Here is a 22164-nt window from a genome sequence, read left to right on the forward strand (position 1 = left end):
GACTATCGGCCGGTCAGGCCGCCGAGGGCTCCGCCGAGTCCGTCACCGACGCCGCCGACGACACCGCCGAGCCCGTCACCGACGCCGCCGACCACTCCGCCGAGTCCGTTACCGACGCCCTGGCCGACATCGCCGAGGGTGGGACCCTGATAGCTGGGAACCTGCACGCTCGGTGCCTGCGGAACCTGTACGGCAGGCGGTTGGTAGCTGGGAACGGTCGGAGCAGCGACCGACGGGACGGTCGGCACCGTGGCCGCGCCGTTGTCGGCCGGAGCCGGGGATCCCGCGACCGGAGCACCGGTGGCGGGGTCGATCTGCGTCACCGTGCCGTCGGCGTTGACCACCGAGGTCGGTGCGCCCTCGGATCCGGTTGCGACGGCACCGTTCTCACCGGTGGCAGGCGTCGTCGTGGCGGCATCCGCCACCGCCGCGGTGGTTCCCGGTGTCTCGGTGCTCGAGATCGAGGTTTCCGCGTTCGATTCGGCCGGAGTGGTGTTGTCGGAGGTCAACGCCGTTCCCACCGACAGGCCTCCACCGGCGAGAAGCGCGAGGACGAGGACGGATCCGGCCACGACGCCCGCCTTCTTGCGACCGGACATGCCCGAGTCCGATTCGACGGCGGTGGGCGTCGGCGCGGGCCGGGGAGTGGGGCGAGGCATCGGCGCAGCTGCCGCAGCGGACGCGACGGCCGTGGTGGGTGCCGCAGCCAGAGCTGCGGCGTTGTCGGAGGCGGTCGCGTCGGCGATGTCGCTGCCGAGAATTGCGGCACCGACCGCGACGGTCAGTTCGGGCCGCGGTCCGGCCACCACTGGTGCGCGCAGTTCGGACGACATGAGCTCGGCGACCAGCGGGATGGCCGAGCTGCCACCGACGAGGACCACCTGGTCGATGTCGGTGACGTCGAGGCCCGCGGCCGTGACGGCGTCGCGTACCACCCCGATCGACCCCAGCAGTGATGCGCGGACCAGTTCCTCGAGCTCGGAACGGACGAGGCGCACCTCGGTGTGCAGGCCCGGCAGGTCGACCGTCAGTGACGTCGACGTGTCGTAGGAGAGCTGTTCCTTCGCCTCGCCGCAGCGGGCCCGCAGTTCCACCAGCGCGCCGACGGTGTCGGGATCGAAGGGATCGAACTCGAAGGACTGGCTTCCCGAGACGGTGTCGAGAACGTACTGCATGATCGCGTGATCGAACTGCGCTCCGCCGAACTCCTGCGAGTGAACTCCGGTGCCGACGGTGCCTGCCTCGGAGCCGGTGCGCATCAGCGTGACGTCGAGTGCGGTCGCACCGAGGTCGTAGACCACGGCCAGGCCGTCGGACTGCGGCCCGCGCGTGACTTCGAGCCACCGCATCGTGGCGACGGACTCCGGTACCAGCGTGACGTCGGCGAGCCCCGCGCGGTCAAGTGCTTCACCGAGGACCTCGGCTGTGTACGCGGTCCAACGAGTGGGATGGGTGACGACGACGGTGGGCGCGGCATCGGTTCCGGCTGAGACCTCGGCGACGAGTGCGCGAGCAGCGGTGGCGTACAGGTCCTCGGCCCGGTGACTGCGGCCGTCGTCGTCGATCAGTTCCACCGGATCGCCGACGCGGTCGGCGAAACCGCTGATCAGGTTCCGCGTCGAACGGTCCCACAGTTCTGCCAGACGCGGGGCTTCGCCGGGACGGAGGTCGAGTGCCGAACGCTTGACCACCGAGGTGACAGGATCGGTGTCCAGTGCAGCCACTGCCGTCACCGAACCGATGCGTATGCCGAGCCCTGCGTTCATTGTCGTGTCGCCGCCTTCGTCTCGCCCTGCCGTCAGCACTACTGCCGTCACTCGCACTGTCGGCAGTGGCCAATTATTCGTTACGTCTCACAGCAGGTTAGAGCGCATAACGAGTGAAATCCCCCAAAGCGCCCAGATCCCCTAATCGAAGTCCCCTGGCAACCCCCGGGGGAGTAGGGGGATCGGCCCCGTTGGGCAGGGGCTCTCCGATGCATAGCTTTGTGATCAACCACGAAGCACCACTCGTCAAGGAGACCCACGATGGCTACCAACGCCGTACTCGATTTCATCCTCAGCCTGCTGCGCGACGACCAGGCTGCAGCTGCATACTGCGCCAACCCCGAGATGACGCTGGCCGCCGCGGGACTCGGCGACGTCACCCACGCCGACATTGTCGCGGTGGCACCCCTGGTCGCCGAGTCGGGACTGTTCGCCGGTGCGGGCAGCCAGCTCTCGGCCATCCTGGGCGCAGGCGGTTCCGCAGGCCTCGACGGCGCACTCGCCGGAGGTGCGAGCCTCGGCGGCGGACTGTCGGCCGGGCTCGGACTGGCAGCCGGTGCTGTCGCAGGCGGCGGACTCGCTGCAGGTGGCAGCCTGACCGGCGGAATCGACGTCACGGGTGAGATCGCTGCATCCCTGCAGGCTGCACTCGCTGCAGCGTTGGCCGTCGGAGGTCAGATCGGTCTGGAGCTCGGCACTGCCTTCGGCGGCGCACTCGACGCGCTGATCGGTGCAGGCGCAGGTATCGGCGGCGGTCTGGATCTCGACCTCGACGGTCTTCTCGGCGGAACGGTCGGACTCGGCGCTGCCTTGACCGGATTGATCGGCGCAGGCGCAGGTATCGGCGGCGAGATCAGTGGAGACATCGCGGCACAGCTGCAGGCAGCACTCGACGCCGCTCTCGGCGCAACCGGTGCCGTCGATCTCGGCGCACTGGCCGAGATCCAGGGCGGCCTGGCCGGCGCTCTCGGTGCAGTCTTCGGAGTCGGCGGAACCGTCGGAGCCGAGCTCGGCACGGCCCTCGGAGGAGTCTTCGACGCCGTACTCGGTGCCGGAGCCGGACTGGACATCGCGGGTGACCTCGGTGCCGCCCTGACCGCGGGCATCGGCGGCGCACTCGGCGGACTCGGAACCGTCGGAGCAGATCTGACCACCGACATCGGCGCCGCACTGGACGGAGCGCTCGGTGCCGGAGGCGCACTGGTCGGCGACCTCGCCGGTGGAGTCGGCGCGAGCCTCGGCGGTCTCTTCGCTGCAGACGGTGCCATCGCAGGATCCATCGGATCCGCACTCGGAGCCGTCCTCGACGCAGGTGCGCTCGCCGACCTCGATGTCGACGCCCTGTTGGCCGCGGGCGGCAACATCGGCGCAGTGGTCGGTGGCGCACTGGTAACCGCACTCGATCTCGACACCAGCGCATTCGGCAGCCTCACCGCTGCTCTCGACGCCGCACTCGACGGCACGATCGGCGCAGGTGCCGGCATCGGCGGCGGGCTGGTCGGCGGACTCGAAGGCGGAGTTGCAGGCGGCCTCGAAGGCGTCCTCGGCACGGCTTTCGGCGTCGGTGGAGCAGCCGGAGCTCAGCTCGGCACCGCCCTCGAATCGGTTCTCGACACCAGCGCTGCACTCGACCTCGGAGCCGCTCTCGGAGCCGGTGCCGACGTCAGCGCAGGACTCGTCGGAGCGATCGACACAGCGGTTGCCGCCGGAGCAGACCTCTCGGGAACCGTCGAAGCAGCACTCGCCGGAGTCGGCGGAGTGGGCGCAGGTCTGTCGGGCGGCCTGGCCGGACTCGGCGGAGTGGGCGCGGGCCTCACCGGAGGACTCGCGGGCCTCGGAAACGTCGGTGCTGATCTGACCGGCGGCCTGGGTGCTGTCGGAAACGTCGGTGCAGATCTGACCGGTGGCCTGGCGGCCGTCGGCAACGTCGGTGCCGATCTGGCCGGCGGACTCGGAGCTGTCGGAAACGTGGGTGCCGATGTGACCGGTGGCCTGGCGGCTGTCGGAAACGTGGGTGCCGATGTGGCCGGCGGTCTCGGGGCTGTTGGCAACGCGGGCGCAGGCCTGACCGGTGGTCTCGCAGGTCTCGGTGACGCAGGTGCAGGCCTCACCGGCGGACTCGCAGGGCTGGGCAGCCTCGGCGGCGGTATCGCGGGCGGGGTAGCGGGCGGTGTCGCAGGCGGCGTCGATGCTGCGGCTTCGGCCGGGGCCGGACTCGAAGGAGCCGTGTCCGGTGGCATCAGCACCGGAATCGATGCGGCAGCATCCGCAGGCGCAGGACTCGAAGGTGCCGCGGGAGCTGCAGGCTCGGTTGTCGGTGGCCTCGAAGGTGCGGCAGGCGGAGCGGTCGACGCCGGAACCTCGGTGGGCGGCGAGATCGCATCGAACGTCGGCGCGGGACTCGACACGGGTGCCTCGATCGGAGGCGACTTCGCGTCCACTGTGGGTGCGGGTTTGGATGCTGGTGCGGACGCTGCGGCTTCCGCGGGCGGCGGGTTTGATTCCGCTGCCGACATCGGTGGCCAGGCCGCGGGCAGCCTGACCGGTGGCCTGCAGTCCGGTGCCGAGGGACTGGCAGACGCCGGCGGCAGCCTTTCCTCCGCTGCGTCGGGATCGTTCGATCACTCGAGCTCGTTCGATTCCTCGGCCACTGCGACCGGCACCGGCTGGTCGAGCGTCGACTCGGACGTCTTCGGTCAGGGCGAGACCGATTCGAGCCTGTTCAGCGATTCCGGCCTGCACGGTTCGGTGGATTCGGCAGCCGACTCTCTGGGACATGTGACCGTCGATCACGATTTCGACCCGACGCAGCCCTGATCCTTTCGGCTGCGGGTAGGCAATGACATGACTCGGCCCCGAGTGTTCGCCAGCACTCGGGGCCGAGTCGTCGCTAGAGTTCGTTCCTGGGCGTGAGTGGAGCCCGGGTACCGCGGAAGTCGACGAGAACGGTTGTGAACACGAGCGTATGGACGGGCAATCTACGGAGCTGGCCGAGCTGCTGAGCCGGACTGCGGCGGTGGCGACATCGGCGGGAAGATCCGACCTGGTGGATCGAGTCGAGGCGGCGCGCTCGCGAGTGTTGGATCCACGTCGACGCATCATCGTGGTCGGACCGCTCAAGCAGGGCAAGAGTCAGTTCGTGAATTCGCTGCTCAATCTGACGGTGTGCTCGGTCGGCGACGACGAGACCACCGCCATCCCGACCGTGGTGTCCAATGCCGAGAGCCTTTCCGCGCAGCTCGTACTCGCCGATCCGGGCAACGAACCGATCCGAGTCGACGTTCCGGCCGAGGAGATCACAACGGTCACCCCCGCCAGTCCGCTGGCCCAGGGCCGTGAGGTGCTGCGTCTGGACATCGGGGTGGCGAGTCCGTTGCTCGCCGACGGCTTGGTGTTGGTCGATACTCCCGGCGTCGGCGGGCACACGAATCCGCACGCTGCAGGCACATTGGGTCTCATTCCCTCGGCCGACGCGGTGCTCGTCGTGTCCGATGCGTCGCGCGAGTTCACCGAACCGGAACTGTCGTTTCTCCGACAGGTGCAGGGTCTGTGCCCGGCCGTGGCGGTGCTGATCACCAAGATCGATCTCTATCCGCACTGGCGGCAGATCGTCGAGGCCAATCGTGGACACCTGGACCGCGCGGGAATCGATGTGCAGATGTTGCCGGTGTCGTCTCTGTTGCGTTCGCACGCACTGCGTTTGAACGACGAGGAACTCAACGCCGAGTCCGGTTTCCAGCAGCTCTACGCGTTTCTGCGCGACGACGTGGTGGCCCGGGCGGATGTGCTGGCACGCTCCTCGGTCTCGCTCGATGTCCGATCGGTCACCGAACATCTGACGCTCTCGTTCGGCAGTGAGCTTGCGGCACTGAAGGATCCTGAGCGGGCAGCCGCGGCAGTGGCGGGGCTGCAGCGCGCCAAATCGGCCGCCGAGGAGCTGCACAAACGTTCGTCGCAGTGGCAGCAGACGCTCGGTGACGGAATCGCCGACCTCGCCTCCGACATCGATCACGATCTGCGCGACCGGTTGCGGCGCGTCACCCGGGAAGCGGAAGAGACCGTCGACGAGGGCGATCCGGGCAAGGACTGGCCGCAGCTCGGCGAGTGGCTCGAGGAGCAGATCGCCGCGTCGGTGGGCGACAACTTCGTCTGGGCTCACGAACGGGCACTGTGGCTTTCGGAGTTGGTGGCCGAACACTTCGCCTCGTCCGGGGCGGCAGCGCTGCCCGATCTCGATCTGGGCGATCTGGACAACGTCCTCGATCCCGTCTCGTCCCTGGCCGATCTGGAATCCGGCCGTGTCGGAATCACGCAGAAGGTTCTGGTGGGAATGCGTGGATCCTACGGCGGTGTGCTGATGTTCGGCCTGATCACCACGTTCGTCGGGTTGAGTCTGCTCAATCCGATTTCGATCGGTGCGGGCGTACTCCTGGGCACCAAGGCCTACAAGGAGGACAAGGAGAACCGCGTCAAAGCGCGGCGTTCCGAGGCCAAGATGGCGATCCGCCGCTTCACCGACGACGTCAGCTTCCAGGTGGGTAAGGAGTCGAAGGACCGGCTGCGCCAGATTCAGCGAGTGCTGCGTGATCACTTCACCTCGATCGCCGAGCAGACGCTGCGTTCGCTGAACGAGTCGCTGCGCTCGGCGCAGGAAGCCGCCGCTGCCGACAACACCGACCGTTCCGCCCGCATCGCTGCGCTGGAGAAGGACATGCGCGTGGTGGCCGAACTGAATTCTCGGGCAGTGTCTCTCGTCGAGGACGTCGCAGTATGAGCGTGGCGGCTCTGGCCCGAGCACGCGACCTCATCTCGGCGGCACGATCGACGTACTCCGGTGATGCCGAAGCGTCCTGGATGCTCGACGAATGCCTGTACCGTCTCGACGAGCCGTTGCGGGTGGCGCTCGCGGGATCACTCAAGGCGGGCAAGTCCACACTGCTCAATTCTCTTGTCGGGCAGGACATTGCCCCGACCGACGCAACGGAGTGCACGAAGGTCGTCACGTGGTACCGCAACGGCGTCACCCCCGCCGTCACGGCCTGGTACGACGGCGACCGGGCTGCGAACGTGCCGGTGCAACGGCGCGACGGGCGACTGACCTTCGACCTCGGGTCGTTGACGGCCGCACAGGTCGACCGACTGGACGTCGAATGGCCTGCAAGCGCTCTGGCGCAGACGACGATCATCGACACTCCCGGTACCTCGTCTCTCTCGCGAGACGTGTCGGCGCGCACGTTGGCGATGCTCACGCCGGAGAACTCGTCATCGGGCGCAGACGCCGTGGTGTATCTGCTGCGTACCCTCAATGCGACCGACGTGTCGTTTCTCGGGCAGATCGGTGCGCACGTCGGCGGCGATTCGGGACCGCTCGGTGTGATCGGTGTCGTCTCGCGGGCCGACGAGGTGGGTTCTGGGCGGATGGACGCGATGATGTCGGCCAAGGAAGTCGCTGCGCGCTTCGCGTCCGAACTCGAGGCCACCGGGTTGTGCCAGGCAGTTGTTCCGGTCGCGGGTTTGCTGGCGCTCGGCGCGGAAACGTTGCGGCAGAACGAGTTCGCTGCCTTCGAGATGTTGGCGACGGTGCCGACCGAGGATCTGCAGTTGGCGATGCTCTCGGCCGATCGATTCGTCCGTGCACAGAGCACGCTACCGGTCGACGCATCGCTGCGCGCCAGCATCGTCGACCGCTTCGGGCTGTTCGGTATTCGGATGGCAGTGACGTTGATTCGGCTCGGGGTGCGCGATTCGCCCACGCTGGCTGCCGATCTGGTCGAACGGAGCGGGCTGACCGAACTTCGCTCGGTGATCGACGTGCAATTCGGTCAGCGCGCCGACCAGCTCAAGTTGCACTCGGCTCTGGTTGCCCTGCAACGAATCCTGGAGTTCAGGCCGGAATCTCACGCGCTCCGCACCGAGGCAGGCCGAATGCTCGCCGACGTGCACGGTTTCGCCGAACTGCGGCTGCTCGGTCGATTGCGCTCCACCACACCGAAACTGCCCGACGGTGCTCTACTCGAACTGCAGCGCATCATCGGCGGCTTCGGCATCGCCGCCACCGAACGCCTCGATCTGCCTCCCGATGCCGGACGCACTCAGCAGCGCGACACCGCGCTGGCGGCCGTCCACAAGTGGAGAGCATTGTCCGAGCACCCACTGCTGGACCGGTTCACCTCGACCTCGTGCGCCACGGCGGCCCGCAGCGCCGAAGGGATACTCGCCTCACTGGCGTGAGGATCCTCGGGGCAGGAGGGCCACGATGGTCGCGGCTGCCGCAGTGCCCGCCACGACGAACGGCCCCCACTGCAGAACGCCGCCGAGCAGCGCGGAGGCGTCGGACACGAAGGTCGAGAACGTGACCGCCGCGCCGATGGTCAGGATTCCGACCGCTCCCATCAGGACCTTGGACGACATCGCTGCGTTGCGCAGTAGATTCAGTGCGACGAATCCCAGTAGCACGAGCACCGCCGCTGCGGCCCCGCTGGACAGCAGCGTGGCCGAGGCGGTGTTGCGGACATCGGCCGCACTGGCCGTCGAATCCTGCTGTGACACCGCAGTTTCGACGCCCGAGAGTACCGACTCCCAGTTCAGGGCGATGGCGGCGGCCAACGCGAGGATCAGCGCTGCCGTCAGAGCCCACAGAGCAGTCGCGACCTTCGGCATGACCGAGTGAGTGGGCTCCTGCCGTGGCCGCAGCGGTTCGACGGCAACATCCGGCCGCGGTGGTTGCGGACGGGGAGGCCGGGGCCTCCGTGATGTCGGGTCGTTCTGTTCTTCGGCCACGTGCAGGAGTCTATCCGTCGGCGGTGACGGGCTGCGGTCTCAGCGCAGCACCACCGGTACGCCCTCGTACGGACGCAGTGTCATCGGGAAGCTGTTCAGCTCGTCCACGGTCGCGATCTCGTTGTCGTCGAAGACGTCGATGGCGCACGTACCGGGCACCAGGTGCTTGGACTGAATGGTCGCGCTGATCTCCTCGGACGAGAAGTTGAGCACCGTGGCCTGGATGGTTCCCTGGCTGAGCTCGTGCACCATGACCAGCAGGCCCTTGTGCGAGACCGTCGGAATGTCGATCTGCTGAGCGGTGGCGATCCCGAACCGCTTGCGCAACTCGATGATTCGCGCCAACTGGCGGGCGAACGACTGCGGATCCGCCAGCTGCTCCGGGAGCGAGCCGTACAGGCTGCGCCCGCGAGGGATGCCCGACTCCGAGCGCACGGCCTCGGGGAAGTACCCCATCAGATCGTGTGCACCGCGGTTGATCCAGCGGGTGTCGCCTTCGCGGATGAGGTCGTCCACCTCGTCGGCCGCGATCGGCAGGATGCCCAGTAGATCCCAACCGGACAGCGCGAACACGCCCGGCTGCAACGCGTTGTACATCGCGAGCAGCAGGTGGGCCCGCTTGACCGTCTCGATGTCTTGCTCGTCCATCCGGTCCAGATCGCGGATTCCGAGCGATGCGGTGATCACACTTGCTGTGGTGCAGGCGATTCCGTTGGTGGTGAAGGTCCGGTTGTACGGCGCCCAGCGTCCGGTGAGTCGATCGGTCAGTTCACCGCGGATACGGTCGCCCAGATCGCTGCCCTTGACCGCCTCTCCGCCGTAGGTGAACTCGTCCTCGGCGTGCAGGGTGGCGAAGTGGATGAGCTCGAAGGTCATCTCGTCGTGGTTCTGCAACGCATGCACCAGGGATGCGGTGTCGACGCCGTGGTCGCGGGCCAAAGTCATGGTGAGCCTGAGGAATTCGGTGTTCCCCATGACGAGCGCATGCTGATACGCGGGCCGGTTGATGAAGTCGTACGACAGGTCGGCACCGTTGGTGCCCATGGCCTTGATGTCGTCGATCGTCAGGTTCAACTCCTGGAAGGTGAACCCGCCCATCTTGCGCACCACGCTGGCGATCAGATGGTTCGCCGCCTCCGACAGGGGATGGCCCTCGGACCAGCCGGGTCCTTCGGCTCGACGCTCGACGCCGAGAAAGCCGTTGGCGTCCAGGCGTAGTGCTCCTGCGCCCAGGTCGGCGATGGAGTGACACGCGTCGCCGATCACCAGTCGCATGCCGGCGAAGGAGGGATCGAGCCAGTTGATCGACGGCTGACCGGCCTTGAAGTAGTGCAGGTACACCCAGCGGCGTTCGACGCCGTCGATGCCGACGACGGGAGGCGTTGCGCTCCAGTTGGTTTCCTTCACACCGAGCTCGTAGAAGATCACGCGCTGCAGCTGACCGATGATGTAGCCGGCGCGGGCGAGATTGGCCTCGGCCTCGGCGTCGATGTTCTGTGAATCGGCACCCGCGCGCACCCGGGGGAGCAGATGCCAATCCTGCGGCTCGATCTCGACCATGTGGTAGATGCCGGGGTAGTCGGCCACGGCCATCTCGGCGAGCCGGAAGTCCGCACCCTTGCCGGTGTGGCCGGGGACGATGTCGTCGATCACGATGCCGTCGTATGCCGAGGCCACCACGCAGAGGCGTCGGAACTCCTCTTCCGATCCGAACGCGGGGTCGATCTGCATGCCGATGCGGTCGAAGTGGCCGTCGACCGAGGGGGTCGGACGCCAACCGTGGATACCGCCTGCCACCTTCACTGGGCCGGTATGCACTGCGGTGACACCGATTTCGGAGAAGGCCTGCCACAGCTTCTCGTCGCCGAGAGTGCTCAGGAAGCTCGTCTGCGGGGCGTTGATCACCGAGATGGGGTACGCGGTGAACCACACCGGAGCGCGCTCGACGGCCGCACGAGGATCGGGGTCGGCATACGGGTTCTGCCACATGCTGCCCTTGCCCGAGAGTTGCTCGGCGATCAGTTTGGCGTCGCGCAACATCGACTGCTCGGTGAGCCAGTCCACGTACTCGGGGTTCGATGCCACCGGCTCGCTGTCCGGGGTGGGACTGTTGCTCCGATTGGCGCGACGCACCGAAGGTCGAAGTGGTTTCGGCCGAGCCGGATAGAACTTCTCGTCGTAGGTGATCTCGCTCGGTTCGTGCTGCACTTCGGGATCCATGTGCCTCCGTAGCCTCGCTTTTCTTCAACCCTACGTAGGGCGCGGCCGATCCGCAGGGTTGTGGTTCCCCTGATCGACGACCGGTGAAACCTGGCTCGCCGACCGGTGAGAACGACGCCGAACTACATCGATGTGATTCGTTGGGGGCCTTTTACTTCGATATGCGAACGTCATCGAATCGATACCGCCTGGTGTGGAATGTCTGATTCCTTTAGGACATAGTGAAACAGGTACCAACTGTCCCATCAGTCACATCAGACTCATGAGTCACATCCCCTTCAGCTACAGGAGTTGTTCATGCGACGTCTTGCCCGCACATCGATCCTGGCCTCGACGGCCGCTCTGGCCGCCGCCATCGGTGCGGTTGCCCTCGCACCCGCCGCATCGGCCGAACCTGCCCCCGAGCCCGTCGGCCCGCTCGGCTCGGTGGTTCTCGAAAGCCCAGACCTGGTGGTGACCATGGCCGCTGTCTGCGACACCACGGTCGAGGACGCGCCGGAAGGTGGCGTCGTGGCACTTCAGGTCAAGGTCGACAACGTGGGTGCCGACGACGCGTCGAACGTCAACGTCAACTACGGCGCACTGCCGGGCGTGCAGGGTCAGAACACCGAGACGACCATCAAGGCCGGCGAAGCAGCGACGTACACCGTGCCTTCTGTCGATCGCGAATGGATGGCTCGCCCCGCAGGTGCGGCAGCCTTCGCCAGTGCGCTGGACGCGAACTTCCTCGACAACATCACCGGTGGACTGCTCACCCACAGCTGCATCCCCGCCCCGGTCGAGGAGCCTTCCGAGTAACTCCTTCAGCGATACTTTCTCCCCGCTGCGCCGCGACGATCCTCGTGATCGTCGCGGCGTACTGCTGTGTGTGCCTACGGCAGTGGGGAACAAATTCGCCACACCCTCCGTTGTGCAGGTCAGCAGCCTTGAGTGGATGAGGCTCAAGTTGGAAGTTGACGCGACAGATCGCGTTATGCAAACTTGAGTGGAGTTCGCTCACCCAGGGACTGAATCCACGCAATAACAGGAGGAAACATTATGGCTCGTGCGGTCGGTATCGACCTCGGGACCACCAACTCGGTCGTGTCCGTCCTCGAGGGCGGCGAACCGGTTGTCGTCGCCAACTCCGAGGGATCACGCACCACCCCGTCGATCGTCGCTTTCGCCAAGAACGGTGAAGTGCTGGTCGGCCAGCCCGCGAAGAACCAGGCGGTCACCAACGTCGACCGCACGATTCGTTCCGTGAAGCGCCACGTCGGCACGGACTGGACCGTGGAGATCGACGGTAAGAAGTACACCCCTCAGGAAATCTCCGCGCGCACGCTGCAGAAGCTCAAGCGCGACGCCGAGGCCTACCTGGGTGAGGAAATCACCGACGCGGTCATCACCGTTCCCGCGTACTTCGAGGATGCACAGCGTCAGGCCACGAAGGAAGCCGGCCAGATCGCCGGCCTCAACGTCCTGCGCATCGTCAACGAGCCCACCGCGGCAGCTCTCGCATACGGCCTGGACAAGGGCGACAGCGAGCAGACCATTCTCGTGTTCGACCTCGGTGGCGGCACGTTCGACGTCTCGCTGCTGGAAATCGGCGACGGCGTCGTCGAGGTCCGTGCGACCTCCGGCGACAACCACCTCGGTGGCGACGACTGGGACGAGCGCATCGTGACCTGGCTCGTCGACAAGTTCAAGGCTCAGAACGGCATCGATCTGACCAAGGACAAGATGGCGCTGCAGCGTCTGCGTGAGGCCGCCGAGAAGGCGAAGATCGAACTGTCCTCCGGGCAGAGCACCTCGATCAACCTCCCGTACATCACGGTCGACGGCGACAAGAACCCGCTGTTCCTCGACGAGCAGCTCAGCCGCTCGGAGTTCCAGAAGATCACCTCCGACCTGCTCGACCGCACCCGCGCGCCGTTCCAGGCAGTGGTCAAGGACTCCGGCATCGCCGTCAAGGACATCGACCACGTCGTGCTCGTCGGTGGTTCGACGCGTATGCCCGCCGTCTCCGAGCTGGTCAAGGAACTCTCCGGTGGACGCGAGCCCAACAAGGGCGTCAACCCGGACGAGGTCGTGGCCGTCGGTGCTGCACTGCAGGCCGGTGTCCTCAAGGGTGAGGTCAAGGACGTTCTGCTCCTCGACGTCACGCCGCTGTCCCTCGGTATCGAAACCAAGGGTGGCGTCATGACCAAGCTCATCGAGCGCAACACCACCATCCCGACGAAGCGTTCCGAGACCTTCACCACCGCTGACGACAATCAGCCCTCGGTGCAGATCCAGGTCTTCCAGGGTGAGCGCGAGATCGCCTCGCACAACAAGCTCCTCGGCTCCTTCGAGCTGACCGAGCTGCCTCCGGCTCCTCGCGGCGTCCCGCAGATCGAGGTCACCTTCGACATCGACGCCAACGGCATCGTGCACGTCACGGCCAAGGACAAGGGCACCGGCAAGGAGAACACGATCAAGATCCAGGACGGCTCCGGCTTGTCCAAGGAAGAGATCGACCGCATGGTCGCCGACGCGGAAGCTCACGCAGACGAGGACAAGGCTCGTCGCGAAGAGGCCGAGGTCCGCAACCAGGCCGAGTCCCTCGTCCACCAGACGGAGAAGTTCGTCAAGGACAACGAGGACAAGGTCGACGCCGAGCTCAAGGGACGCGTCGAAACCGCCATCGCCGACGCCAAGACGGCTCTCGCGGGCAGCGACATCTCGGCAGTCAAGACCGCCGTGGAGAAGCTCTCGACCGAGTCGCAGGCTCTCGGCACCGCCATCTACGAGGCTCAGGCCAAGGAGCAGGGCGGCGCAGAGGGTGGCGCGCAGGCCGCTGACGACGGTGTCGTCGACGCAGAGGTTGTCGACGAGCCCGCCGACGACACGGACAAGAAGTGACGTCGGAGAACACCGAGCAAGAACCGGTCACTTTCGTGGACAAGCGAAAGATCGATCCCGAGACCGGTGAAGTACGGGAAGGTGACGCAGTTCCGGAGCCCCTGGTGGGCACCGGGGCTGCGCCCCAGCCCGACTCGGTGGACGAAGGGACCGTCGACGGTGACGTTGTGGAAGACCCGCGTGACACTCAGGTCGCAGAACTCACCGCAGATCTGCAGCGCGTCTCGGCGGAGTACGCCAACTACCGGCGTCGTACCGACCGCGAGAAGCAGACCGGAGCGGAGAACGCCAAGGCGTCCGTCGTCTCGCAGCTTCTTCCGGTTCTCGACGACCTCGAGCGAGCTCGCCAGCACGGCGATCTCGAAACCGGACCGCTCAAGGCAGTGGCAGACAAGTTGGCAGGGGTGTTCTCGAACATCGGCCTGACCACTTTCGGGGCCGAGGGCGATGCCTTCGACCCGGCCATCCACGAGGCCGTCTCCCACGAGGGCGACGGCAGCAGCCCGGTCGTCGGAACGCTGATGCGCAAGGGCTACAAGCTCGGCGAGCGCGTCCTGCGTACCGCGATGGTCGGCGTGGTGGACGATGCAGCACAAGAATCGGATGCACCCGCGTCCGACGAGCAGTAAACAGAAATAGCGCGAGAGGAGGAAACGCCCGGTGAGCCAGCGGGAGTGGATCGAGAAGGACTTCTACAAGGAGCTGGGCGTTTCCTCCAGCGCGACTGCAGAAGAGATCAAGAAGGCGTACCGAAAGTTGGCCAGGGACAACCATCCCGACGCCAATCCCGGCAACGCGTCGGCCGAGAACAAGTTCAAGGCGGTCAGCGAGGCGCATGCCGTCCTCGCCGACCCGGCCAAGCGCAAGGAATACGACGAAGCACGACGGCTGTTCGCCTCGGGCGGGTTCGGTAACCGCGGCGGCGGTGGATTCTCACCCGGCGCAGGCGGTTTCGGCGGCGGCGGCCAGACCTTCGATGTCGGCGACATCTTCGGTCAAGGCGGCGGCGACGGCGGAATCGGCGATCTGTTCGGTGGCCTGTTCAATCGCGGCGGCGCGCAGCAGCGCCCGCAGAACAATCGGCCCCGACGCGGCAGTGATGTCGAAACCGAGACCTCGCTGCAGTTCCGTGAAGCGGCACAGGGCGTTACGGTCCCCTTGCGGTTGACCAGCCCGTCCTCGTGCACCACTTGCCACGGCAGCGGCGCGAAGCCCGGAACCAGCCCGCGGGTGTGCCCCAAATGCAACGGCCAGGGTGTCGTCAACAGAAACCAAGGCGCGTTCGGCTTCAGTGAGCCGTGCGACGACTGCCGCGGTACCGGATCCATCATCGACGACCCGTGCGCCGACTGCCGCGGTACCGGAGTGCAGAACCGGACCCGCACCATCACCGTGCGCGTCCCGGCCGGTATCAGTGACGGTCAGAAGGTCCGGCTCGCCGGTCAGGGCGAAGCCGGCCTGCGCGGAGCGCCGTCGGGCGATCTGTTCGTCACGGTTCGGGTCAAGCCCGACAAGGTGTTCGGCCGAACCGGCGACGACCTGACGGTGACCGTTCCGGTGAGCTACGGAGAACTGGTGCTCGGTACGACACTGTCGGTGCCCACCCTCGAGGGTCGCGTCGGAGTGAAGGTGCCACCGGGCACCGTCGACGGCCGAGTGCTGCGGGTGCGTGGACGCGGTATCCCGAAGAAGTCCGGTACCGGAGACCTGATGGTGACCGTCAAAGTTGCCGTCCCGCAGAAACTCGACGATGCTGCTACCGACGCTCTGAAGACCTATCTGGAAGCCGAGAAGGCCAGCGGATTCGACCCGCGGGCCGGGTGGGCAGGTGTGTGATGTCGGTCCCTCCCGAGGGCGGATCCGCGAAAGCCGGTGGCGGGCAAGCTGATCCCGACGCCCAGATCTTCGTGATCTCCGTCGCGGCTCAACTGGCGGGCATGCATGCGCAGACGCTGCGTACCTACGATCGACTCGGACTCGTCACCCCGCATCGCACCACCGGCGGCGGTCGACGCTACTCGCCGCGTGACGTCGCACTGCTCCGCGAAGTGCAGCGACTCTCGCAGGACGAGGGCGTCAACCTGGCCGGTATCAAGCGCATCATCGAGCTGACCAATCAGGTCGAGGCCCTGCAGTCGCGTATCAGCGAATTGGCTCAGGAGTTGGCGGCCGTGCACGCCAGCTATCGCCGAGACCTGGTGCCGATTCAACGCAACGCTCTGGTGGTCTGGAAGCCGAAGCACCAGCGCTGAATTCGAGGGTTCGCCCTTTTCACCGTTCGCCCTCCACCGTTTTGCAAACGCGCGCGCGTTCGTCAGGTGCGCGCAGATTCGCCAGCGATCGGTCACTATTCCGCGTGCGTTCGGCAAACGCGCGCGCATTTGCGGCCTCGACTGGGGCGTCGGCGGTGGCGAACCTGGCGTCGACTGGGCATCTGAGGTCGGGTCGGTCCGCGGGTGTTGAGCCCGGGTCTCTGCTGCACACGTCCTCGCAAACGCGCGCGCGTTCGTCAGGTGCGCGCGGATTCGCCGGCGATCGGTCACTATTCCGCGCGCGTTCGGCAAACGCGCGCGCATTTGCGGCGTCGACCGGGGCGGGGGTGCCGAACCTCACGCGCGTTTGCGAGACACCCCGCTTCGACCCCTATCCTGGTCGGCATGCAGGCGTGGAGTTCGACGGTCGTTCAATATCATCGCCTTCGGAACGACCTCGCGGTCATCAGACTCGAAGGCGATGCTGTGCCGTTCGCGGCAGGCCAGTCGGTGTCGGTGACAGTGCCCCAGAACGCTGCGCTGACACGGCGATACTCACCCGCGCTGCCGCCGTCGCGAGACGGAAAGTTGGAATTCCACGTTCGAGCCGTGCCGGCCGGGTGGGTGAGCGGCTCGATCGTCAACGACACGCGGCCCGGTCACGTGTGGCAGATCAGCGATCCGCAGGGCGGTCTGCACGTCGACGATTCGGGGCGCGACGTCGTCATGATCGCGGGTGGCACCGGCCTCGCTCCGTTGCGCGCGATTCTGCTCGACCTCACGCGCTGGGAGCGGCCACCGAATGTGACGCTGTTCGTCGGCGGCAAGTCGCCTCGCGATCTGTACGCCGGGGACATGCTGTGGTTGATGGCGTCGGAGCTGCCGTGGTTGACCGTCGTTCCCGTCGTCGACCAACTGCACGAGCCGTGGGCGTCGGATCGATGGAACGATCGCATTCATGCCGAGATCGGTTCCAGCACAGCGTTCTTCGAGCCCGAGCATTGCTGGGAGGGCAGTGTGGCAGACGTCGTCGCCACGCAGGGCCCGTTCCCGGATCGCCAGATCCTGGTCTGCGGCTCGCCGGGAATGGAAGCGGCGACCGTGCGCGCGCTCGTCGAGATCGGCACACCGCTCGACGCCATCCGCCGCTGAAGCGAGTAATCAGGGCAGCTGCAGAATCCGTCGTAGATGTGCCAGGTCTTCGGCGGATACCGTCGTGAATTCCGGCGGTGGGGCGTCGGCGATCGCTCGGGCCTTCTCGGCGAGGAGGCGTCCGGATTCGGTGAGTCCGATGATGCGGCGTCGGCGATCGGTGGGATCTTCGGTGCGGATCACCAGTTCCCGTTTTTCCAGCTCGCGAACGTTGAGCGAGACGTACGGCGCATCGGAGGCGAGGATCTCGGCCAGTTCGGTCACCGTCCGATCGCCCGCGAGCAACTTGGTGAGCAGCTTGGCCCGCAGGAAACTCATCCCCGTGGCGTCGGCGACGGCTCGGCGGGTGTCGTGCTTCTCGAGCATCAGCGCACGCATCTCGCGCCAGACGAGGGCTGCCTCGGTCCCGGTCATACGAGCACCGGTTGGTCGATTCGATCGGCGGTCGCGCGGGCCCACCGGCCGGTGGTGACCACCGCGAGCGCGGTGACCACCACGCCTGCGCCTGCGATGACGTACCACGCAGGAACCGCGGCAGCGGTGAAGCCGTCGGAGATCTCACCGACGATGCTCGCCGTGACGATGGATCCGACGACGGCCACGCCGAGCGATTGACCCACCTGCCTGCTCGTCGACGCGATGGCGGATGCCACTCCGGCCTGACTGCGCGGCATTCCGGACACCGCGGTGTTGGTGATCGGGGCGTTGACCATGCCGAAGGATATTCCGAAAATCACGTACGCGACGGCCAGCCACGCGAACGAGGTCGTCGGAGTCAGGCGGGTGAGCATCAGCGCCGAGGCCACGAAGCCGATACCGGCGACGAGCAGCGGAATGCGCGCTCCCAGTGTGCCGACGATGCGGCCCGAGATCGGCGCGAAGATCAGCGTCATCAACGCCATCGGCAGGGTGTAGAGACCGGCGTGCAGTGGTGAGTATCCGCGCACGTCCTGCAGATAGAGGGTGTTGAGGAACAGGAATCCGCCGAGGGACGCGAATGCGCACACCGCGATCACCGTCGCTCCGCTGAACGGCGCGCTCCGGAAGAACTTCAGTTGGATGAGCGGTTCCTCTATTCGCGACTCCACCACCAGCAGTCCGACGAGAGAGCCGACGGCGACGGCACCGGTGAACACGATCAGCGGCGATCCCCAACCCTTCGCGGGACCTTCGATGATGGTGAAGACCAGGGACGCGAGGAACGCGAAGATGAGGAACTGGCCGGCCGGATCGAACTTGCGTGAGTGTTCGGCTTTGGATTCCGGGACGAATTTCAGTGTCATCGCCAAGGCGAAGATCCCGACGGGGACGTTGATCCAGAAGATGGACTGCCAACCGGCACCGGTGACGAGGATGCCGCCGAGGGCCGGACCCGCAGACATGGAGATTCCGACGACGGCACCCCACATGCCGATGGCTCCTGCACGTTCTTTCGGGTCGGTGAAGGTGTTGGTGATGATCGACATCGCGACAGGATTCATCATCGAGCCGCCGACGGCCTGCAGCATGCGGAAGGCGACGAGCCAGCCGAGCGACGGTGCGACGCTGCACAGCAAGGAGCCGAGGACGAACGTTCCGGTGCCGATCAGGAAGAAGCGCTTGCGGCCGTACTTGTCGGCCATCGAGCCGCCGAGCATCAGCAGTGACGCCACGACCAGCGTGTATGCATCGATGATCCACTGCAGACCCGATACCGAAGCGTTCAGATCTGCGCGCATCGACGGCAGTGCGACGTTGACGATCGTGTTGTCGGTGCTGACGAGAAACAGACTCAGGCAGCAGATGCCGAGCACGAGATACCGGTGTCGTCGAGTCAACTCGGCCACGTTCACCTCCGCGATAATGCTTGTATATCTACAACTATTACATGAGTACTCCTAATTTGTTCGGCGAGCAAGTGAGATGCACGCAGAGCACGCCCGATAGGGTGTGTGTCACAGACTTGCTCGACCCCGAAATGCTTGCTCGGTGAATGGAGAACAACAGTGGCTTCCGAGATCGCACCAGGCGACCTGGTTCAGGCGTCCGGTCACGCAGGCCCGTGGAAGGTGCTCGAGATCCGTCAGGGTCTGGCGTTGCTCGAGCATCACGACGGCCATCGGTTGTCGGTACGCACCACCACGGTCGAGGTGGTGCGGAAGGCGTCGAGCAGTGAAGGTTCGGCACGGCAGGCCGAGGCGGAGACCGACAGTCCCTCACTGTTCGACGAGAGCTGACCTACCTCCTTTTGCCGTCGACGGCGTATTTCTGGCGTAGCGACTTCGAGATCTGCTTGTACTCGCGCAGCTTCTCGCTGCGCGCTCGGGCGTCGTGCCTCGAGGTCGACCAGGCATTCTCCCGCAACAGTTTTCGGTAGTTGCCCAACCTTCTGTCGGTGAGCTGACCCGCATCGACGGCGGCGAGTACCGCACAGCCGGGTTCGTGTTCGTGCGCGCAGTCACCGAATCGACACGACTCGGCCAGCTCTTCGATGTCGGAAAAGGCGCTCGCCACAGCGCCTTCCGATCCCTGTACGCCCACGGAACGCAAACCCGGGGTGTCCAGCAGCACCAGGCTCGAGGAAGGAATCGGCACCAATTCCCGATGCACCGTCGTGTGCCTGCCCTTGCCGTCGGCCGACCGGGTGGCACCGGTGGCGAGAACCGAACCGCCCAACAGGGCGTTGCCGAGTGTCGACTTTCCGGATCCCGACGGCCCGATCAGGGCGACCGTGCCGCGCAGATGTGCTGCCAACGAGTCGATTCCGCCGTCCGACACCGCACTGGTGCTGCACACGGTGACGCCCGGCGCGGCGGCCAGCAGTAGCTCTTCGGCGACGCTTCCGCTGTCGGTCTTGGTGATCGCGACGATGGGAACAGCGCCGCTGCCCCACGCGAGGGTGATGTAGCGCTCGACGCGACCGAGGTCGAGGGCCGTGTCCGACGCGACCGTGACGACGACGGTGTCGACGTTGGCTCCGAGAACCTGTATGTCGGAGGTGGATCCGGCGGAGGCGCGTTCGATGGATGTGCGGCGAGGCAGTGTGGCAACGAGCCTGAACGAGTCCAGTGTCACCCAATCGCCGGTGCAGATACCGGTGCCGGTGCAGCGGACGATGCCGCTGTCGGTGACGGCGTCGAATTCACCGCGGTCGACGCGAACGACGCGGGCGAGAGTTGTTTCCTGAGAATGCTTTTCGAATTCCGTCAGCCAGTGCTGATCGAGGCCGTAATGCTCGAGTGGAGACATGCGAGATCCTTGGGGGAGGAGGAACGAGGGCTCAGGGGTGCAATCGTCCAGGTGGCCACGATGCCCACCTCCTCACGTGAAAACGCATGAACTCGATACATGAAAAACCGTCGACGGCAAAGTAGCAGCCGTCGACGGTGTCTGGAAAGCGAATTTAGCGGGTGAGGTTGGTGCCCTCCGCCGGCGCTGCGAGCGCGGTCAGGAAGGAGCGGGCCCAGCGATCGACGTCGTGCGCGAGCACCTGCCGACGCATGGCGCGCATGTGTCGCTTGCCCGATTCCGGTTCCTGTTCGAGGGCTCCGATGATCGCGTCCTTGACGCTGTCCAGGTCGTGTGGGTTGCACAGGTACGCCTGGCGCAGTTCTGCTGCGGCACCGGTGAATTCGCTGAGCACCAACGCGCCACCGAGATCGCTGCGGCAGGCCACGTATTCCTTGGCGACGAGGTTCATACCGTCGCGCAAGGGGGTGACCAGCATGACGTCTGCGGCAACGAAATAGGCCAGCAGATCGTCGCGGGGGATCGGCCGGTGCAGGTAGTGCACCACGGGGTGGCCCACCTGGCCGTACTCGCCGTTGATGCGGCCCACCTGCTGCTCGATTTCGCCGCGCATGGCGACGTAGCTCTCGACGCGTTCCCGGCTGGGCGTCGCCAACTGCACGATGACGTTCTCGGCCGGATCGACGCGGCCCTCTTCGAGCAGTTCGCGAAACGCGTTCAGTCGAACGTCGATTCCCTTGGTGTAGTCGAGGCGATCGACGCCGAGCATGATGCGCTTGGGATTCCCCAGATCCTTGCGCAGTTGCTTCGCGCGATCACGGACGGCCTTGGAGCGCGACTTGGTGTCGAGGTCACCGGAATCGATGGAGATCGGGAACGCGCCGACTCGCACGGTCCGGAAGCCGACCTGCACGACGCCGAGCTTGGACCGCACTCCGACAGTTCCGCGCGAGGTGGTTCCCCCGGCGAGGCGTCGGGCAAGGTAGAGGAAGTTCTGCGCGCCGCCGGACAGGTGGAAACCGATGAGGTCGGCTCCGAGCAGTCCTTCGACGATCTCGGTGCGCCACGGCATCTGCATGAACAGTTCGATCGGCGGGAACGGGATGTGCAGGAAGAACCCGATGGTCAGGTCGGGGCGCAGCATCCGCAGCATCTTCGGGACGAGCTGGAGCTGGTAGTCCTGGATCCAGACCGTCGCGCCCTGTGCTGCGGCCTCGGAGGTCTTCTCGGCGAAGCGGCGGTTGACCTCTACGTAGGCGTTCCACCAGTCGCGGTCGTACTCCGGCTTGACGATGACGTCGTGATAGAGCGGCCACAGCGTCGCGTTGGAGAAGCCCTCGTAGTACTGGGTGTATTCCTTCTCGCTGATCGTGACCGGACGCAGCTGGAGGCCGTCCTCGACGAACGGCTCGACGTCGACGTCCGAGACGCCGACCCACCCCACCCACGCACCCTTGTTGGCACGCAGAATCGGTTCGAGAGCGGTGACCAACCCGCCTGGGCTTCGCTTCCATCGTGTGCTTCCGTCCGGAAGCTTTTCCAGATCGACCGGCAACCGGTTGGCCACGACGACAAAATCCGAACCCTGCGAGGCGTCAGCCACAACTGTCCAATCCGCTTGTAGATCCCTGGGTAAACAGTCCTGCGAAAACCTGTCAGTCGGTCTTCGCTACGGGATCTATACCCAACATCGACAGCAACATGCGGCATTCGTCGGCATCGGTCGCGTAGGCAGCGACGACGCGCTGAGCCTGGCTGGCCGTCTCGTACTCGAGTGGGACGATGTCTTCGTCGGCGATGTCGTTGTCGGTCGAAGTCTTGGCAGGCATGGTGTTCTCCGTACTCTCTGCTGGGCTTACACGGTGTTCGTTGGACCCGACTCT

The 22164-nt window shown here is 65.9% G+C and carries 18 protein-coding genes; 10 read left to right on the plus strand and 8 right to left on the minus strand.

What is annotated here, in order from left to right; all coding sequences use genetic code 11:
• Positions 1–2 precede the first annotated feature (2 nt).
• Positions 3–1766, minus strand: a complete 1764-nt coding sequence (locus tag ABZ677_RS05145; RefSeq protein WP_358367108.1) for an Hsp70 family protein — start codon at positions 1764–1766, stop codon at positions 3–5.
• A gap of 261 nt (positions 1767–2027) precedes the next feature.
• Here ABZ677_RS05145 and ABZ677_RS05150 point away from each other — a divergent pair, with 261 nt between their 5' ends.
• The 3 genes from ABZ677_RS05150 (at position 2028) to ABZ677_RS05160 (ending at position 7997) form a co-directional block, all read left to right on the plus strand.
• The gene (locus ABZ677_RS05150; RefSeq protein ID WP_358367111.1) at positions 2028–4583 is read left to right on the plus strand and encodes an IniB N-terminal domain-containing protein; all 2556 of its coding nucleotides are present in this window, start codon (positions 2028–2030) and stop codon (positions 4581–4583) included.
• 148 nt (positions 4584–4731) lie between these two features.
• Positions 4732–6540 (plus strand): dynamin family protein, encoded by a 1809-nt coding sequence (locus ABZ677_RS05155; protein WP_358367113.1) that lies wholly within the window; start codon positions 4732–4734, stop codon positions 6538–6540.
• On the plus strand, positions 6537–7997 hold the full coding sequence (locus ABZ677_RS05160; protein ID WP_037194062.1) for a dynamin family protein: 1461 nt from the start codon (positions 6537–6539) through the stop codon (positions 7995–7997). Before ABZ677_RS05155 ends, ABZ677_RS05160 begins: the two co-directional genes overlap by 4 nt.
• On the opposite strand, the gene ABZ677_RS05165 is transcribed toward ABZ677_RS05160, so the two are convergent.
• On the minus strand, positions 7986–8546 hold the full coding sequence (locus ABZ677_RS05165) for a hypothetical protein (protein WP_141216585.1): 561 nt from the start codon (positions 8544–8546) through the stop codon (positions 7986–7988). The two genes, ABZ677_RS05160 and ABZ677_RS05165, sit on opposite strands and share 12 nt — an antisense overlap.
• Positions 8547–8585: 39 nt before the next feature.
• Complete coding sequence (gene treS / locus ABZ677_RS05170) at positions 8586–10766, minus strand: maltose alpha-D-glucosyltransferase (protein WP_037194066.1); 2181 nt, start codon at positions 10764–10766, stop codon at positions 8586–8588.
• Positions 10767–11063: 297 nt separating this feature from the next.
• On the opposite strand from treS, the gene ABZ677_RS05175 reads away from it, so the two are divergent.
• The 6 genes from ABZ677_RS05175 to ABZ677_RS05200 all read left to right on the plus strand — a co-directional run bounded on the left by ABZ677_RS05175 (position 11064) and on the right by ABZ677_RS05200 (position 17053).
• Complete coding sequence (locus ABZ677_RS05175; RefSeq protein WP_094632840.1) at positions 11064–11564, plus strand: Pro-kumamolisin, activation domain family protein; 501 nt, start codon at positions 11064–11066, stop codon at positions 11562–11564.
• A gap of 240 nt (positions 11565–11804) precedes the next feature.
• The gene (gene dnaK / locus ABZ677_RS05180; RefSeq protein ID WP_032376212.1) at positions 11805–13649 is read left to right on the plus strand and encodes a molecular chaperone DnaK; all 1845 of its coding nucleotides are present in this window, start codon (positions 11805–11807) and stop codon (positions 13647–13649) included.
• Entirely contained in the window at positions 13646–14278 is a 633-nt protein-coding gene (gene grpE, locus ABZ677_RS05185; RefSeq protein WP_037194070.1) for a nucleotide exchange factor GrpE, read from the plus strand. The genes dnaK and grpE overlap by 4 nt, the downstream gene beginning before the upstream one ends.
• Positions 14279–14309: 31 nt before the next feature.
• Positions 14310–15485, plus strand: coding sequence for a molecular chaperone DnaJ (gene dnaJ, locus ABZ677_RS05190; RefSeq protein WP_358367119.1), 1176 nt, complete (start codon positions 14310–14312; stop codon positions 15483–15485).
• Entirely contained in the window at positions 15485–15901 is a 417-nt protein-coding gene (locus ABZ677_RS05195; RefSeq protein WP_052047962.1) for a helix-turn-helix domain-containing protein, read from the plus strand. The genes dnaJ and ABZ677_RS05195 overlap by 1 nt, the downstream gene beginning before the upstream one ends.
• Positions 15902–16306: 405 nt before the next feature.
• Positions 16307–17053, plus strand: a complete 747-nt coding sequence (locus tag ABZ677_RS05200) for an FAD-binding oxidoreductase (RefSeq protein ID WP_358367123.1) — start codon at positions 16307–16309, stop codon at positions 17051–17053.
• Between the two features lie 9 nt (positions 17054–17062).
• Here the strand turns inward: ABZ677_RS05200 and ABZ677_RS05205 are convergent, their stop codons facing one another.
• A complete protein-coding gene (locus ABZ677_RS05205; protein WP_094632844.1) occupies positions 17063–17467 on the minus strand; it encodes a MarR family transcriptional regulator in 405 nt (134 codons plus the stop codon).
• Complete coding sequence (locus ABZ677_RS05210; RefSeq protein ID WP_094633160.1) at positions 17464–18879, minus strand: MFS transporter; 1416 nt, start codon at positions 18877–18879, stop codon at positions 17464–17466. Before ABZ677_RS05210 ends, ABZ677_RS05205 begins: the two co-directional genes overlap by 4 nt.
• A gap of 159 nt (positions 18880–19038) precedes the next feature.
• Here ABZ677_RS05210 and ABZ677_RS05215 point away from each other — a divergent pair, with 159 nt between their 5' ends.
• On the plus strand, positions 19039–19269 hold the full coding sequence (locus ABZ677_RS05215; protein WP_032376217.1) for a hypothetical protein: 231 nt from the start codon (positions 19039–19041) through the stop codon (positions 19267–19269).
• 1 nt (position 19270) lies between these two features.
• Here the strand turns inward: ABZ677_RS05215 and rsgA are convergent, their stop codons facing one another.
• The 3 genes from rsgA to ABZ677_RS05230 form a co-directional block, all read right to left on the minus strand.
• Positions 19271–20281, minus strand: coding sequence for a ribosome small subunit-dependent GTPase A (gene rsgA, locus ABZ677_RS05220; protein WP_358367128.1), 1011 nt, complete (start codon positions 20279–20281; stop codon positions 19271–19273).
• Between the two features lie 154 nt (positions 20282–20435).
• On the minus strand, positions 20436–21884 hold the full coding sequence (locus ABZ677_RS05225; protein ID WP_037194081.1) for a trehalose-6-phosphate synthase: 1449 nt from the start codon (positions 21882–21884) through the stop codon (positions 20436–20438).
• A gap of 52 nt (positions 21885–21936) precedes the next feature.
• Positions 21937–22110 carry a hypothetical protein gene (locus ABZ677_RS05230; RefSeq protein ID WP_008710019.1) on the minus strand — a complete coding sequence of 58 codons (174 nt, stop codon included), beginning with the start codon at positions 22108–22110 and terminating at the stop codon, positions 21937–21939.
• Positions 22111–22164: the final 54 nt, after the last annotated feature.

This window comes from Rhodococcus sp. NPDC006774 (assembly GCF_040636045.1).
Classification (GTDB): Bacteria; Actinomycetota; Actinomycetes; order Mycobacteriales; family Mycobacteriaceae; genus Rhodococcoides.

What these genes read in the sequence shown, in the direction of transcription:
- ABZ677_RS05145 (WP_358367108.1), bottom strand. Translation starts at nt 1,766, where the DNA reads ATGAACGCAGGGCTCGGCATACGCATCGGTTCGGTGACGGCAGTGGCT.
- ABZ677_RS05150 (WP_358367111.1), top strand. Translation starts at nt 2,028, where the DNA reads ATGGCTACCAACGCCGTACTCGATTTCATCCTCAGCCTGCTGCGCGAC.
- ABZ677_RS05155 (WP_358367113.1), top strand. Translation starts at nt 4,732, where the DNA reads ATGGACGGGCAATCTACGGAGCTGGCCGAGCTGCTGAGCCGGACTGCG.
- ABZ677_RS05160 (WP_037194062.1), top strand. Translation starts at nt 6,537, where the DNA reads ATGAGCGTGGCGGCTCTGGCCCGAGCACGCGACCTCATCTCGGCGGCA.
- treS (WP_037194066.1), bottom strand. Translation starts at nt 10,766, where the DNA reads ATGGATCCCGAAGTGCAGCACGAACCGAGCGAGATCACCTACGACGAG.
- ABZ677_RS05175 (WP_094632840.1), top strand. Translation starts at nt 11,064, where the DNA reads ATGCGACGTCTTGCCCGCACATCGATCCTGGCCTCGACGGCCGCTCTG.
- dnaK (WP_032376212.1), top strand. Translation starts at nt 11,805, where the DNA reads ATGGCTCGTGCGGTCGGTATCGACCTCGGGACCACCAACTCGGTCGTG.
- ABZ677_RS05195 (WP_052047962.1), top strand. Translation starts at nt 15,485, where the DNA reads ATGTCGGTCCCTCCCGAGGGCGGATCCGCGAAAGCCGGTGGCGGGCAA.
- ABZ677_RS05200 (WP_358367123.1), top strand. Translation starts at nt 16,307, where the DNA reads ATGCAGGCGTGGAGTTCGACGGTCGTTCAATATCATCGCCTTCGGAAC.
- ABZ677_RS05205 (WP_094632844.1), bottom strand. Translation starts at nt 17,467, where the DNA reads ATGACCGGGACCGAGGCAGCCCTCGTCTGGCGCGAGATGCGTGCGCTG.
- rsgA (WP_358367128.1), bottom strand. Translation starts at nt 20,281, where the DNA reads ATGTCTCCACTCGAGCATTACGGCCTCGATCAGCACTGGCTGACGGAA.
- ABZ677_RS05230 (WP_008710019.1), bottom strand. Translation starts at nt 22,110, where the DNA reads ATGCCTGCCAAGACTTCGACCGACAACGACATCGCCGACGAAGACATC.